General features: G+C 69.1%; 11 protein-coding genes. 7 read left to right on the top strand and 4 right to left on the bottom strand.

Going from position 1 to position 14,280, the window contains the following annotated elements:
* Positions 1-66 precede the first annotated feature (66 nt).
* Positions 67-2,880 (top strand): PAS domain S-box protein, encoded by a 2,814-nt coding sequence (locus HHL10_RS12275; RefSeq protein WP_169160653.1) that lies wholly within the window; start codon positions 67-69, stop codon positions 2,878-2,880.
* An 87-nt stretch (positions 2,881-2,967) separates the two neighbouring features.
* Positions 2,968-3,972, top strand: a complete 1,005-nt coding sequence (locus tag HHL10_RS12270) for an LLM class flavin-dependent oxidoreductase (protein WP_169160652.1) — start codon at positions 2,968-2,970, stop codon at positions 3,970-3,972.
* 102 nt (positions 3,973-4,074) lie between these two features.
* On the opposite strand, the gene HHL10_RS12265 is transcribed toward HHL10_RS12270, so the two are convergent.
* The 4 genes from HHL10_RS12265 to HHL10_RS12250 all read right to left on the bottom strand — a co-directional run bounded on the left by HHL10_RS12265 (position 4,075) and on the right by HHL10_RS12250 (position 6,827).
* A complete protein-coding gene (locus HHL10_RS12265; protein WP_169160651.1) occupies positions 4,075-4,728 on the bottom strand; it encodes a hypothetical protein in 654 nt (217 codons plus the stop codon).
* Between the two features lie 111 nt (positions 4,729-4,839).
* On the bottom strand, positions 4,840-5,493 hold the full coding sequence (locus tag HHL10_RS12260) for a hypothetical protein (RefSeq protein WP_169160650.1): 654 nt from the start codon (positions 5,491-5,493) through the stop codon (positions 4,840-4,842).
* 296 nt (positions 5,494-5,789) lie between these two features.
* Complete coding sequence (locus HHL10_RS12255) at positions 5,790-6,317, bottom strand: DUF421 domain-containing protein (RefSeq protein ID WP_169160649.1); 528 nt, start codon at positions 6,315-6,317, stop codon at positions 5,790-5,792.
* 15 nt (positions 6,318-6,332) lie between these two features.
* Entirely contained in the window at positions 6,333-6,827 is a 495-nt protein-coding gene (locus HHL10_RS12250; RefSeq protein WP_169160648.1) for a hypothetical protein, read from the bottom strand.
* 282 nt (positions 6,828-7,109) lie between these two features.
* Between HHL10_RS12250 and HHL10_RS12245 the strand changes: the two genes are divergently transcribed.
* From HHL10_RS12245 to HHL10_RS12225, 5 genes are all read left to right on the top strand, one after another.
* A complete protein-coding gene (locus HHL10_RS12245; RefSeq protein WP_169160647.1) occupies positions 7,110-9,440 on the top strand; it encodes a CHASE domain-containing protein in 2,331 nt (776 codons plus the stop codon).
* Positions 9,437-9,856: a response regulator gene (locus HHL10_RS12240; protein ID WP_169160646.1), complete on the top strand. Its 420-nt coding sequence runs from the start codon at positions 9,437-9,439 to the stop codon at positions 9,854-9,856. The genes HHL10_RS12245 and HHL10_RS12240 overlap by 4 nt, the downstream gene beginning before the upstream one ends.
* 40 nt (positions 9,857-9,896) lie before the next feature.
* Positions 9,897-11,006, top strand: coding sequence for a hybrid sensor histidine kinase/response regulator (locus tag HHL10_RS12235; RefSeq protein WP_169160645.1), 1,110 nt, complete (start codon positions 9,897-9,899; stop codon positions 11,004-11,006).
* 367 nt (positions 11,007-11,373) lie between these two features.
* Positions 11,374-11,754 (top strand): PilZ domain-containing protein, encoded by a 381-nt coding sequence (locus HHL10_RS12230; RefSeq protein ID WP_169160644.1) that lies wholly within the window; start codon positions 11,374-11,376, stop codon positions 11,752-11,754.
* Between the two features lie 233 nt (positions 11,755-11,987).
* A complete protein-coding gene (locus HHL10_RS12225) occupies positions 11,988-14,258 on the top strand; it encodes a hybrid sensor histidine kinase/response regulator (protein WP_169160643.1) in 2,271 nt (756 codons plus the stop codon).
* Positions 14,259-14,280 lie beyond the last annotated feature (22 nt).

The raw sequence follows: 14,280 nt of genomic DNA, 5'->3' as shown, positions 1-14,280 counted from the left end.
GCCGGGCCCGCCTGCTGCCGATGCGCAGAAGCAGGGCTTGGCCCTGAACAGGAGATGAGCGCCACGATGTTGTCCCCCAATCCCGAGTCCCACGCCGCGGAGCGGCAACGCTTCCTGCTGATGCTGACCGACGTGTTGCGCGGCCATGGCGACACCCGTTCGATCCTGGAGCAGGTCAGCGCGCAGCTGGGCAGCCACTTTGGCGTGAACCGGGTCGGCTACGGCCATGTGGACGAGCAGCTCGACCTGATCGACTACGACGTGTGCTGGACTGACGGCAGCGTGCCGCCGCTGATGGGGTGCTTCCCGGCCAGCGCTTTCGGGCAGCAGGTCATCGACCGCCTGCGCGCGGGCCAGACCATCGTGATCGCCAACGTGCGCGAGCATCCGCTGACCAGCGACTTGGCCGCCCTGCGGACCTCGCACGAGGTGGATACGCGCGCCATCCTGGTGGTGCCGCTGTTCAAGGCCGGGCGGCTGCGCACGATCGTCTACTTGAACCAGCGCGCCGCGCGGCCCTGGACGGCGCACGAGGTCGAGCTGATGAACGAGGTCGCCGAGCGCACGCGCGAGCTCATCGAGCGCGGCCGCACCGAGCAGGCGCTGCGCGAGAGCGAGGCCAAGTGGCGCGGCCTGTTCGAGCGCATGGGCGAGGGCTTCTTCATCGGCGAGGCCCTGCGCGACGCGGCCGGGCACATGGTCGATTTCAACTTCGTGGAGGTGAACCCGGCCTTCGAGCGCCTGACCGGCATCCCGGCCAGGACGGCGCTGGGCCGCCCGGTGCGCGAGGTGATCCCCGGCGTGCCCGATGAGCTCGTCGCCACCTACGCCCGGGTCGTGGACAGCGGCGAGCCGCTGGAGTTCGAGGTCCACATCCCCGCGCTCAACGACCGCTGGTACGAGGCGCGGGCCCGGGCCATCGGTCCCGGGCAGTTCTCGGTGCTGTTCCTGGAGATCACGCAGCGCAAGGCGGCGGAGCAGGCCTTCGTGCTCAGCGAGCAGCGCTACCGCACGCTGTTCGAGTCCATCGACGAGGGCTTCTGCATCGTGCAGATGCTGTTCGACGCCGAGGGCCGGCCCCATGACTACCGCTTCCTGGAGCTGAACCCGGCCTTCGAGCGCCACACCGGCATGGCCGGCGCGCGGGGCCGCACCATCCGCGAGTTGGTGCCGGGCATCGAGCCGACCTGGGTGGAGACCTATGGCCGCGTGGCCCGCACCGGCGAGTCCCTGCGCTTCGAGGAACATGCCGCGTCGATGGGCCGCTGGTTCGACGCCTTCGCCTTCCGCGTCGGGCAGCCGCAGGAGCACAAGGTGGCCTTGCTGTTCACCGACATCACGCAGCGCAAGCGGGCCGAGCAGGCGCTGCGCGAGCGCGAAGCCGAGCTGCGCGAGGCGCAGAGCCTGGCGCGCCTGGGCGGGTGGACCTGGGACGCGCGCACCGACCTCACCGAGCCGTCGCCCGAGCTGCTGCGCATCTTCGGCCTGGACTCGCCGGACCAGATCCCGCCCTTCAGCCGCCAGGCCGGTGTGCTCTATCCCCCGCAGGACTGGGAGCGCCTGAACGCCGCGGTGCAGCAGACCCTGGCGCACGGCAGCAGCCACTCCATCGACGTGCGCGCCTTCCGCGGCGGCGAGCCGATCTGGGTCATCGCACGCGGCACCGCGATCCGCAACGCGGACGGCACGGTCATCGGCATGCGCGGCACGGTGCAGGACATCACCGAGCGCAAGCTGGCCGAGGAGGCGCTGCGCGAGGCCGACGTGCGCAAGGACGAGTTCCTGGCCACGCTGGCGCACGAGCTGCGCAACCCGCTGGCGCCCATCGCCAACGGCCTGGCCATCCTGCGCCATGCCGACGCCGGCAGCCCGGTGGGAGTGCGGGCGCGCGAGCTCATGGAGCGCCAGCTCGCCCAGCTCGTGCGCCTGGTCGATGACCTGCTCGACGTGTCGCGCGTCAGCCAGGGCAAGGTCGAGCTGAAGAAAGCCGTGGTCTCGCTCAACGCGGTGCTGGAGCTCGCGCTGGAGACCAGCCGACCGCTGATCGAGGCCGCCGGCCACCAACTGGCGGTGCAGCTGCCGCAGGACACCGTGCTGCTGTGGGCCGACGCGACGCGGCTGGCCCAGGTGCTGAGCAACCTGCTCAACAACGCCGCCAAGTACACGCGCCAGGGCGGGCACATCACGCTCAGCGCCCAATGCCGCCCGGGCCAGCGGCTGGCCATCGCGGTCAGCGACGACGGCATCGGCATCCCGCGCGACATGCTGGGCAAGGTGTTCGACCTGTTCACGCAGGTCGGCAGCGCGCTGGACCGCTCCCAGGGCGGGCTGGGCATCGGCCTGTCGCTGGCCAAGCGCCTCGTCGAGCTGCACGAGGGGCACATCAGCGCGCACAGCGCCGGGCCGGACCAGGGCAGCACGTTCACCGTGGAGCTGCCGCTGTGCGGTGCACCGGTCGCGGCCCGGACCGAGGACGAAGCCCGCCGTGCCCAACCTCGGGCCGCGCGGCAGCGCCGGGTGCTGGTGGTCGACGACAACGTGGACGCCGCGGAGACGCTGGCGCTGCTGCTGCAGATGGAAGGCCACGCCGTGCAGGTCGAACACGACGGCCGGCAGGCCCTCGCGGCGGCGCGGGCGCAGCGGCCTGACCTGGTGTTCCTCGACATCGGCATGCCCGGCCTGAACGGCTACGAGGTGGCAGATCGGCTGCGCGGCATGGCCGAGCTGTCGGGCACGGTGCTGGTGGCCGTGACCGGCTGGGGCAGCGAGCGCGACCAGCAGCGGGCCCGGGAAGCGGGCTTCGACGGCCACCTGACCAAGCCCGTCACCGAGGAGGGCCTGGCCGGCGCATTGCGGCTGCGGCGGCAGCCCGGGGCCTGAGGCGCCACGGCGGCCAACGCCCCAGCCCGGGCAGGGCGTCGCGCGGTGGTCCCGGCGCGATGCCGCCGCGGCGGGCACCATCGGCCCATGGTTCCTCTTTCCGTACTCGATCTCGCCCCGATCGTCGAAGGCGGCGACGCCGCCCAATCCTTCCGCAACAGCGTGGACCTGGCCCGGCATGCCGAGCGCTGGGGCTTCAACCGCTACTGGCTGGCGGAGCACCACGGCATGCCCGGCATCGCCAGCGCCGCCACCGCGGTGCTCATCGGCCATGTGGCCGGGGCCACGAGCGCCATCCGCGTCGGCGCCGGCGGCGTGATGCTGCCCAACCACTCGCCCCTGGTGATTGCCGAGCAGTTCGGCACGCTGGAGACGCTGTACCCCGGGCGCATCGACCTGGGCCTGGGCCGCGCCCCGGGCTCCGACCCGGCCACGGCCCGCGCGCTGCGGCGCCAGCGCGGCCCGGAGGCGGCGGACGAGTTCCCGCAGGACGTGGCCGAGCTGCTGGCCTACTTCGGCCCGGCGCGTCCAGGCCAGAAGCTGCGCGCCATCCCGGGCGAAGGGCTGCGCGTGCCGGTGTGGGTCCTGGGCTCCAGCCTGTTCGGGGCGCAGCTCGCGGCGCACCTGGGCCTGCCCTACGCCTTTGCCTCGCACTTCGCGCCCACCATGCTGGACGCCGCCGTCGAGCTCTACCGGCGCGAGTTCCGCCCCTCGGCGCACCTGCAGCGGCCCTACGTGATGCTGGGCTACAACGTCTTCGCGGCGGACAGCGACGAGGAAGCCCGGACGCTGGCGAGCTCGATGCAGCAGGCCTTCGTGAACCTCTATGCCGGGCGCGCCACGCCGCTGCCGCCGCCGGTGCCCGATTACCTAGAGCGGCTGCCGATGGCCGAGCGCGTGATGGTGGAGCGCACGCTGGCCTGCTCGGCCATCGGCGCGCCGCAGACGGTGCGCCGGCAGATGGAGGACTTCATCGAGCGCACGGGTGCGGACGAGCTGATGGTCACTGCACAGGTGTTCGACCACGCGGCGCGGGTGCACGCCTATGAAATCCTGGCCAGGCTGTTCCCGCCGTCCCGGCCGGCGATCTGAAACGAGGCTGATCCCACGCGGCAGCTGCGAAGCCCCGATGCGGGCCTCGCAGCGCCTGGACAGCGGCGCCAGGCGCACGAGCGGTTTCTGCCTGGCAATGTCTCAAATACTCTTGCAAACCTCGGCAGTGAACTGACCCACGGAATTCATGGGTTTAGTTACTGCTCCCACGGACATTTGCCTGACGCCGCCATCCCCGGTATTGGACTGGCAGTTGTATTTAGTTTGCTCACCAGAAACCAGGTTTTTGCGAACGCCGACGCTATTGGATTTTGAGCCGCCGGTCGCATTGGCAATATCAAGAATCACAGGAAATGCCGCCGGAAAGCTCCAGGCACTCCACGTATTGCTGGCTGGATCGTAGATATTTCCGCCTTGACTCAGGCATTTGCTCATGTCCAGCAGAGCGCTGAAATGAGCCGACTCGACCTGCACGCTCACCGTTGCGCCGCCCACGAAGCAATCGCTCGCATAACGCGCTCCATAAGCTCCTGTGCTGTCATTGCGGTAGGTTTCCCAGACATCGACCAACGTACCGCTCCTGGGCGGACCCGACAAATCAGTTTCGGTACGCGCCGCAGCCGACAGCCGAAACACGGTCCCCACGGACTCCTCCTCCCAAACCCCCCATATGCTTTCGATTTTCACATGAGAAACGTTGGGGTTGAACGGCAGAAAAGACTGGGAGCATGCGGAATCGACCCTGCAAAGCACGGCAACGACCAAACCCAGTCCAATGAACGATTTGCGTTCCATGACCTACTCCTTCGGAGAGTATCCCGGCATATTGAAGACGTCGCCTCAAATCCGCAAGAACCCTCTGACACAGGCAAACAATACGGATTTGACGACAGCGATGGAGCAGCCTCAAATATTCTTGCAGAGACTGCGGATGAACTGCCCTCCTTGGTTGATCGGTTTTACAACCGCATCAACCAATATGGTGCCCACGCCGCCTTCCTTGGAGGCGGTCTGGCAGTTACTTTTGGATTGCGCGCCAGAAATCTGATCCCTGGCGACGCTTACGACCATTGACTGGAACGAGATCGTCGGCTCGACAACCTTGAGTTCAACCGAAAACGACGCAGGAAATGACCAAGGAGTCGAGGTATTGGTGACGGGATCATATTGCTCGCCGCCAAATATTCCACACTTATTGAAATCCACCGTCGCACTGAAATTTGCCGAGTCCGTCTTCATGGCAAGGAACGCCCCTTCCACAATGCAGTTCCATGCGGATCGGCTCCCATAGGCTCCGGAGCTTTCATTGCTGTAGAACTCTTGGAGCTTGATGGACGTAGTATTTTGGGTCGGGTCATGCAGGAAAATATCGCTGCGCACCCGCAGCACCAGGTGGTATACCGTACCCGCTCTTTCTTCCTGCCACGAACCTGAAAAGACATGCGTCGTGACCTGAGAGACATTGGGGTCTGGAAGAAGCATTTTTTGCGAATGGGCAGAAGCGCTCGCACAGAGCACGACCGATACCGCCGCCAGCTTGGAAAATGTCTTGCATCCCATGGCCTGCTCCTTTGCAAATACGTCGTTCGACCCCATGCCGGGCCCAGGGCAGCACCGGAGGAGAACAGCCAGGCATGGAACCATGCTCCGGCGGCACGCGCCGGCACCCACTGACTTTCAGAACGAGAAAGTCAGGCGCGTAAAACCCAGGCTGAGCGCCAGCGTTACATCTCCCTGCTGCTGCGCCTCATCGTGAAAGCTTTGCGGCCCCGGCTGTTGACGGGCATCAAAAATGAGCCACCCCAAAGGGCAGGATGCAATTTGTTATATCTTGGGCGAAACGTGCGCGCCCCAGATCAGCGCGGACTGGCCACCGTTTCGTTGTGGCGGGCCAGGGCCCGGGTGACGGCCGCCTCGATTCTCTGGTCCAGCTCGGCATTTTCATCGACAGGAATGATGGAAATGCCGCCGCTGGCTTCGAGCACGGCATATTTGATCTGGTCCAGGCGCGCGATACCCTGATGGAGCCGGGCAGACTGCAGGATATCTTCGAGGGTGACGTTGGATTTCTTCATCCGCTCCTCCAGCACCCGGCCATGGTCCACCAGCATCAGCGGCGTGCCTTCCAGAATCTGCTCCACGCGCTGGGAGCGGCGTTTCACCACCGCCGCCAGCCGGTCCAGCGCCACCAGCGTGAGAATCACCGCCAGGCCATTGGTCAGCGAACGGTCATCGTCAACCAGCGCATTCTGGGTCGCCTCGCTGATGATCAGCACCAGAATGAAATCGAAGGTGGACATTTCCGACAGCGTGCGCTTGCCCGCGAGCCGCAAAATGATCAGCAGGAAAATATAGACGGCGACGGTGCGTAAAAACAGATCCATGCGCCTGCTCCTGGGTCAAGGGTAGATGAACTGGCTGAAATGGCGCTTTTCCCCGCCGTTCAGGGCCAGCCAGCCCTTGAGCTGGCCCACTGTCCGGGGCTCCACGCTGAAGCGCACTTCGACCGGGGCGGCGGACGCGGTGTTGAAGACGTAGACCAGGCCCTCGGCGTCCGCGACCATCTTGTCGGGCTCGGGACTGACCTTCTGTATTTCCACCTTGCTCAGATATTCACGGCTGAGCAGGACACGCCCCTGGCCGGCGGCCCCCTGGATTTTCACGACCAGCGACGTCGATGATTTTGCCGTGGCGAAGCGCTTGTATTCCAATATCAAGGCACCGTTTTCCCCTTCGACTTTCGCCCTGGCGAGCGGCCCTTGGCCCAGCAGCCCGAAGGCAATGGCGATCAGCAGCGCATAAAGCAGGGGCCAGAGCACGCGCGTGACGGCCCATTCGGTGCGCTGCTGGCCCAGGTTTTCACACAGCTGTAGGTCTCGGGCTTCGGTTTTCATCACGGCAGCGCCAGGTACGGACCCAGCAGCAGGCAACTTTCAGGCCCAGGTTGCAGGCGCATCCGCGCACGCCCCGGATGCGGAATAACTCAAACAAAGGTCCACGCTTAATGCCAATACTCAGGCCGATGGCCTTCCGATTCACGGGCTGATTTAGGAAAACGCCCGGAAATGTCCCACGCCGTGGTCCAAGCCGCCGCTGGGGGAAGGCCCCGGCGGGCGCAAGGCGACGCTGCTGACAAAATGGCCGTCCCTCATTGCCGTGACTGGCCGGATCGTTTCATGTCGGTTGCGACCCCTGCCCTGACTGCCCGGAACGCATGGCGCGAATGGACGCTGTCGGCGGCCTGGCCGTGGAGCGTGCTGGGCGCGGCGCTGGCCCTGACGCTGGTGGCGAGCTTCATGGCCCAGCGCGCGGTGGAGGCGCGCCAGGGCATGGCGCTGCGGGCCGCCATCGAGGCCGACATGGGCGCCCTGCATTCGCGCATGGCCACCTACGTGGCGCTGCTGCGCGGCACCCGCGCCTTCGTCAGCGTCGAGGGCCCGGCGCTGGACCATGGCCGCTTCCACGACTACGTCAGCCGCCTCAACGTGCGGCGCGACTATCCCAGCGTCCAGGGCATCGGCTACAGCCCGCGCGTGGACCCGGCGCGGGTGGCCGAGTTCGAGGCGGCCGCGCGCCGCGAGGGCCTCGACGGCTTCAGCGTCATGCCCCCGGGCTGGCGCGAATGGACCTTCAGCATCCTCTACCTGGAGCCGCTGGACGAGCGCAACCGCGCCGCGCTGGGCTACGACATGTTCTCCGAGCCCCGGCGCGCCGAGGCCATGGCCCGTGCGCGCGACAGCGGCAACGTCGCCATGACCGGCCGCGTGACGCTGCGCCAGGAGATCGAGCCCGAGAAGAAGGCCGGCTTCCTGATCTTCAAGCCGATCTACGGCGCCGGGCCCGAGCCGGGCTCGGTGCAGGAGCGGCGCCAGCGCCTGCTGGGCTTCGTGTACGCGCCGCTGCGCGCGCCGGACTTCTTCCGCGGCCTGTTCTCGGCCAGCGCGCCGCTGGCCCATGTGCGCGTGTATGCCGCGGCCAAGCCCGATGTGGCGCAGCTGCTGCACGACGCGCAGCCGCAGCAGCCCGGCGCGCCAGGAGCCGGGCTGCTGCGCGGCTTCAGCTTCGGCGGCCAGCCTTGGACGGTGGAGTTCGTGCCGCTGCACCAGGCCTCGTCCGAGGCGCTACTGCCCCCGGCCACGGCGCTGGCGGGTACGGGCATCGCGCTGCTGCTGTTCTTTCTCACCCGCTCGCAGCTGCGCGCGCGCCGGCGCACCGAGGCCATCGCCCAGGCCCGCTCGCGTGCCCTGGAGGGCGAACGCGCGCAACGCCACCTGGCCGAGTCGCTGTCGGAGATCGCGCTGGCGCTGGGCTCCGAGCCCGACGTCGACGAGCTGCTGCAGCGCCTGACCGACGAGGCCACGCGGCTCACCGGCGCGGCCTTCGGCGCCTACTTCCACAACCAGCCCGACGCGGGCGGGCACTTCGGCCTCTACACGCTGTCGGGTTCCGACATCGAGGCCTTCCGGCGCTTCCCGCCGGTGCGCGCCACCGCGCTGTTCGGCGCCACCTTCGAGGGCCGCACCGTGCGGCTCGACGACGTGCGCCAGAGCCCGCTGTTCGGCCGCAACCCGCCCTACCACGGCATGCCCGAGGGCCATCCGCCGGTGGTGAGCTACCTGGGCGCGGGCGTGCGCACGCGCGCGGGCCGCGTGCTGGGCGCGCTGCTGCTGGGCCACCCCGAGCCGGGGCGCTTCCAGGCCGGGCACGAGCGGCTGGTGGAAGGCCTGGCGGCACAGGCCGGCGTGGTGCTGGAGAACCTGCAGCTGCTGCAGCGCGAGCGCGAGGCGCGCGAGCGGGCCGAGGCCCAGAAGGCGCGGCTCGACGCGGTCAACAAGGAGCTCGACCAGTTCGCCTACGTCACCAGCCACGACCTGAAGGCGCCGCTGCGCGGCATCGCCAACCTGGCGCAGTGGATACAGGAAGACCTGGGCGAGCAGGGGGAGCAGATCGCCCAGTACACCCGGCTGCTGCAGGGCCGCGTGCACCGCATGGAGGCGCTGATCGACGGCATCCTGCAGTACAGCCGCGCCGGGCGCGTGCTGGCCGACCCGGTGCAGGTGGACGTGGGCGAGCTGCTGCGCGAGGTGGTGGAGCTGCTGGCGCCGCCGCCGGGCATGCGCATCGAGATCGTGCCGCCCATGCCCGTGGTGCTGGCCGACCGCACGGCGCTGCAGCAGGTGTTCATGAACCTGGTGGGCAACGCGCTCAAGCATGCCGCCGGGGAGCGGGGCGAGGTGCGCGTGGCCGCGCGCGACGACGGGCGCTGCTGGGAGTTCTCGGTGGCGGACAACGGGCCCGGCATCCCGGCGCAGTACCAGGAGCGCATCTGGGCCATATTCCAGACCCTGGAGGCCCGCGACAAGGTCGAGGGCACCGGCATCGGGCTGTCCATCGTGCGCAAGACGGTGGAGGCCCGCGGCGGCCGGGCCTGGGTGGTGTCCGCTGAAGGTGCGGGCGCGACCTTTTTCTTCACCTGGCCCAAGCAACTGCAACAAGGAATGGCATGACCGATCCGCGTGTGCTCAACATCCTGCTCGTCGACGATGACGAGGTGGACGTGATGAACGTCCGGCGCGCCTTCACCAAGGCCAATCTCGCCAACCCGGTCTACACCGCCGGCAACGGGCTGGAGGCGCTGCAGATGCTGCGCGACGGCCGGGTGCCGCAGGGCCGGCTGCTGGTGCTGCTGGACCTCAACATGCCGCGCATGAACGGCATCGAGTTCTTGCGCGAGCTGCGCGCCGATGCCCGGCTGCGCGCCACCTCGGTCGTGGTGCTGACCACCTCCAACGAGGACCAGGACAAGGTCGAGGCCTACAACCTGAACGTGGCCGGCTATTTGCTCAAGCCCGTGACCTTCACGACCTTCGTGGACCTCATGGCGACGCTGCAGAAGTACTGGACCCTGGTGGAGATGCCATGACGGCGCGCGCCCGTGGCACCGACCGCCGCAGGAGCCGGGCATGAAGCCGCTGCGCCTGCTGCTCGTCGATGACGACGAGCTCGACCGCATGGCGGTGCAGCGCATGCTGCGCGGCAGCGAGCTGCACGCCAGCATCGTCGAGGCCGGCGACGCCGCCGCGGCCATCGAGGCGCTGCTGGCCGGCAGCTTCGACTGCGTGCTGCTGGACTTCCACCTGCCGCGGCTCGATGGCCTGGACGTGCTGCGGCGCGTGCGCGCCATGGGCATTGACACGCCGGTGATCATGCTCACGGGCCAAGGCGACGAGGCGCTGGCCGTGGAGCTGATGAAGGCCGGCGCCTCCGACTACGTCGCCAAGGCCAACCTCAGCGCGCAGCGGCTGGGCACCGGCATCCTGGCCGCGCTGAAGCTGTACGAGGCCCAGCAGGCGGCCAGCAAGGCGCAGGAGCTGCTGCGCCAACAGGTGCAGTTCGCCGAGATGTTCGTGGGCATCGCCTCGCACGACCTGCGCAACCCGCTGAGCGTGATCATGCTCAACGTGGCGATCCTGGAGCGCTCGGCCAAGCTGCCGCCGGAGCTGCAGCAGTGCGTGGCGCGCATCAAGACCAGCGGCAAGAAGTCGCTGCGCCTCATCCACGACCTGCTCGACTTCACTCAGGCCCGGCTGGGCAGCGGCATCCCCATCAACCGCGCCTCGACCGACCTGCATGCGCTGGTTTCGGAAGCCGTCGAGGAGCTGCGCTCCACGCACCCGGGCCGCGAGCTCGTGCTGCGGCTCTCGGGCGACGGCGCCGGCATCTGGGACGCGGACCGGCTGGCCCAGGTCGTGACCAACCTGGTGACCAACGCGCTGGCCTACGGCGCGCCCGACCGGCCGGTGACGGTTGACGTGGGCGGCAACGAGGACGGCGTCGGCCTGAGCGTGCACAACGAGGGCGAGCCGATTCCCGGGGAGCTGCGCGACACGCTGTTCGAGCCGCTGCGCCGGGGCGCCCTGCGCCAGGGAGCGCCGGTGGGCAACATCGGCCTGGGCCTGTTCATCGTCGACCAGATCGCGCGGGCGCATGGGGGCGGCGTGGACGTGGAATCGTCCGCATCCGCCGGTACGCGCTTCACGGTGCGGCTGCCGCGCACGCCCGCCGACACCTGAACGCGCACAGCCAGGGCCGGCCTGGCTGGCGGGCAGTGGTTGCCGAGCTCACCGACCGGAACAACCGGTTCCGGCCGCCAAGGTGCCGCACCGCAGACTGACCAACCGCCGGGTGCGGGACAGCATGCAAGCAGGCCACGAGGGGCAAAAGCGTGAACTTCGTCACAGGCCATCCGGGAACAATGTTGCAAACAATCAAACAAAGTCACAGGTAGCCGAACATGCAGAACCTTCGCTGAAAAAGTATTCGTTCGCACCCGGCTGTATTCAGTGCGATGCCAGCCGGGCCAGGTTCTAAAAGAATCCAGCTGCCGCCGGAAACAGACAGCGTTCAATCAAGCAGCACACTGCCAAATCACACTGCCAAATGGACAAGAACATGGGCATGTCAATCGAAGCCGGAATTCTTGGGCATTGGGATTCAGCAGACCGCGAAGTCGAGAAGCGGACGCTCAGGACCCGCGCCATGCTGGTGCTGTCGAACCGCGAACAGCTCGAAGGCCGCACTTATTTCATCGCCTCGTCTGGCATGGGGGTCGTGGCGCCGTTGAATTTGCCCCAGGGCTGCAAGTGCGAGGTGCATTTCCGCCTGCCGCTCATGGAGCACGGCAGCGTGCCCATCAGGCTCCACGCCAGGGTCCATCACAGCATTCTCAGCGCCCAGCAGGGCGGCTTTCTGATCGGCCTGGATTTCACCGAGGCACATGCCGACGTGCTGCACGCCATCAAGCGGTACATGACGGGCTGAGCCCGAGGCATTTGGGCGCGCATTCGCCGTCCGGCACGGTCGCGGCTCCGGGCCGCGACGCCCACTCCTCGCGAGCGGTCGCCACGGCGTCCCAGTGAGGCGGCCGAGCCAAGGCTTCGGGGCCAAGGGCCGGCGCGGCGGCCGCGGGTCCCCGCTGCGGTAGCCTTGGGGCTGTTGCATTGAGCTCCGTCAAGCCCGCCGACTCCCGGCGGGCGCGACCCCACCCCGCGGCGATGAGCAGAACACACAGTTCCGGGCACCTGTTGGCGTTGCAGCGCTGCGCGGCGCTGGTGTGCTCCTCGGCCAGCTTCGAGCAACTGGCCGCCAACGTCCTGCAGTCCTGCCTGCCGCTGCTGGGCGATTTCGGCTTCTTCGACGTGGACCTGGGCACCGAGGTGGTCCGCACCGCGCGCGCCCACGAGGACCCGGCGACCGAGGCGTTGCTGCGGCCCACGCGCTGGGCGCACCAGGAGCGCGACGACGGCATGAACCTGTGCGCGCTGTCCAGCGGTGTGCCGGCGGTGCACCCCGACATCGACGACGCCTGGTACCGGCGCGTGGCGCGTGGCGACGAGGCCCACCTGGCCGCGCTGCGCGGGCTGGCCTTCGGCTCGATGGTCAGCGTGCCCCTGCGCTTCAGCGGCGAGCTCGTGGGCGCGCTGACACTGTTCATGGGCCGCTCCGGGCGCCGGCACGGCGCGCAGGACGTGGCCCTGGCCCAGGACATCGCCGACCTGGTCGCGCCGGCGCTGGCCAACGTGCGCCTGCTGGCGGCGGAGCGCCGCGCCCGGCTGGCGGCCGAGTCCGCGCAGCGCCGCATGCAACTGCTGGCCGCGGCCAGCAGCGAGCTGTCGCAGACGCTGGACACGCCCGCGACGCTGCGCACCATCGCCCGGCTGCTCGTGCCCGCGGTCGTGGACTGGTGCCGCATCGACCTGGTCGATGCCCAAGGCCAGCCGTCGGTGGCGCTGGTGCATCACCAGGATGCCGGGCTGGCGGCGCGGGCCGAGGCCCATTCGCGGCGTTGGCGCGCCTCCGCCACGGTGCCAGGGTCGGTCGACTGGACCATCCGCCACGCCAAGCCCCAGCGCGGCAGCGTGACGCCGGAGAACATCCGCCTCATCACCGACCCCGACTTCGCCGAGCTGGTGCGCATCCTGGGCGTGCACGACTCGCTGATGGTGCCGCTGGTGGCGCGCGGGCGCACCCTGGGCGCGCTGGTGGTGCTGCAGGCCGAATCGGGCCGGCGCTTCGACGACGCCGACATGACGATGCTCACACAACTGGGCGACCGCGCGGCGCTGGCGCTGGACAACGCGCGGCTGTTCGCGCAGGCCGAGGAGGCACGCCGCCAGGCCGAGCGCGCCAGCCGCGCCAAGGACGAGTTCCTGGCCATGCTCGGCCACGAGCTGCGCAACCCGCTGCACCCCATCGTCACGGCACTGACCCTGCTGGACAAGCCCGAGCCGCGCGCGCACGAGCTCGCGCGCCAGGTCATCGGGCGCCAGGTGCGCCACCTCACGCGGCTGGTCGATGACCTGCTCGACGTGGCGCGCATCGCCGAAGGGCGCGTCACGCTGGCGCTGGAGCCCGTGGACCTCGCGGCGCTGCTGGCCGATGCGATGGAAACCGTGCAGCCCGCCGTGCGCGACAAGCGCCTGAGCTGCAGGCTGGAGCTGCCCGCGGCGCCGGTGCACGTGCGCGGCGACCGCACGCGGCTGCTGCAGGTGCTCACCAACCTGCTGGTCAACGCCTGCAAGTTCACCGACGCCGGCGGCACGGTCACGGCCTCGCTGGCGTCCGACGGCGGCGAGGTGCAGCTGTGCGTGGCCGACACCGGCATGGGCATCGCCCCGGCGCTGCTGCCGCAGGTGTTCGAGCCCTTCGTGCAGGGCGCCCAGGCCGCGGCGCGCACGCAGGGCGGGCTCGGGCTGGGGCTGGCCATCGCCAGGTCGCTGGTCACGCTGCACGGCGGGCGCATCAGCGCGCACAGCGAGGGTGAGGGGCGTGGCAGCCGCTTCTGCATCACGCTGCCGCAGCTGGCCGCGGCAGCGCCGCCGGCCGCGGCGGCGCCGGGCCCCTCAGCCCGAAGCGCCGGTGCCGCGCGCGTGCTGGTCATCGACGACAGCGAGGACGTGCGCGAGACCATGGGCGAGATCCTGCGCGGCCAGGGCTACGAGGTGCGCTGCGCCGCCGACGGCGTGGAGGGGCTGGACATCGCCAGGGACTTCGCGCCGGACCTGGCGCTGTGCGACATCGGCATGCCGCGCCTGGACGGCTACCAGGTGGCCCGGCGCTGGCGCAGCGACCCGGTGCTGGGCGCGGCCGGCCTGATCGCCGTCACCGGCTACGGCCGGGCGCCGGACCAGGCCCTGGCCCGCGAGGCCGGCTTCGACCACCACCTCACCAAGCCCGTGGACAGCCAGGCGCTGCTGGAGCTGGTGGCCTCGCTCATCGAGGCGGTGCGGCGGCGCAGGAGCGGGGCGCCAACAGCCGCAGCTTGAAGCGGCGGGCCGCCTCAGACAG

Source organism: Azohydromonas caseinilytica, from assembly GCF_012927045.1.
GTDB lineage: Bacteria > Pseudomonadota > Gammaproteobacteria > Burkholderiales > Burkholderiaceae_C > Azohydromonas > Azohydromonas caseinilytica.
Note: the sequence above shows the minus strand (reverse complement) of the source record. Positions and strands in the feature narration are given on the sequence as shown.

Coding starts and splice junctions, on each gene's coding strand:
- HHL10_RS12275 (WP_169160653.1), top strand. CDS start 67: ATGTTGTCCCCCAATCCCGAGTCCCACGCCGCGGAGCGGCAACGCTTC.
- HHL10_RS12270 (WP_169160652.1), top strand. CDS start 2,968: ATGGTTCCTCTTTCCGTACTCGATCTCGCCCCGATCGTCGAAGGCGGC.
- HHL10_RS12265 (WP_169160651.1), bottom strand. CDS start 4,728: ATGGAACGCAAATCGTTCATTGGACTGGGTTTGGTCGTTGCCGTGCTT.
- HHL10_RS12260 (WP_169160650.1), bottom strand. CDS start 5,493: ATGGGATGCAAGACATTTTCCAAGCTGGCGGCGGTATCGGTCGTGCTC.
- HHL10_RS12255 (WP_169160649.1), bottom strand. CDS start 6,317: ATGGATCTGTTTTTACGCACCGTCGCCGTCTATATTTTCCTGCTGATC.
- HHL10_RS12250 (WP_169160648.1), bottom strand. CDS start 6,827: ATGAAAACCGAAGCCCGAGACCTACAGCTGTGTGAAAACCTGGGCCAG.
- HHL10_RS12245 (WP_169160647.1), top strand. CDS start 7,110: ATGTCGGTTGCGACCCCTGCCCTGACTGCCCGGAACGCATGGCGCGAA.
- HHL10_RS12240 (WP_169160646.1), top strand. CDS start 9,437: ATGACCGATCCGCGTGTGCTCAACATCCTGCTCGTCGACGATGACGAG.
- HHL10_RS12235 (WP_169160645.1), top strand. CDS start 9,897: ATGAAGCCGCTGCGCCTGCTGCTCGTCGATGACGACGAGCTCGACCGC.
- HHL10_RS12230 (WP_169160644.1), top strand. CDS start 11,374: ATGGACAAGAACATGGGCATGTCAATCGAAGCCGGAATTCTTGGGCAT.
- HHL10_RS12225 (WP_169160643.1), top strand. CDS start 11,988: ATGAGCAGAACACACAGTTCCGGGCACCTGTTGGCGTTGCAGCGCTGC.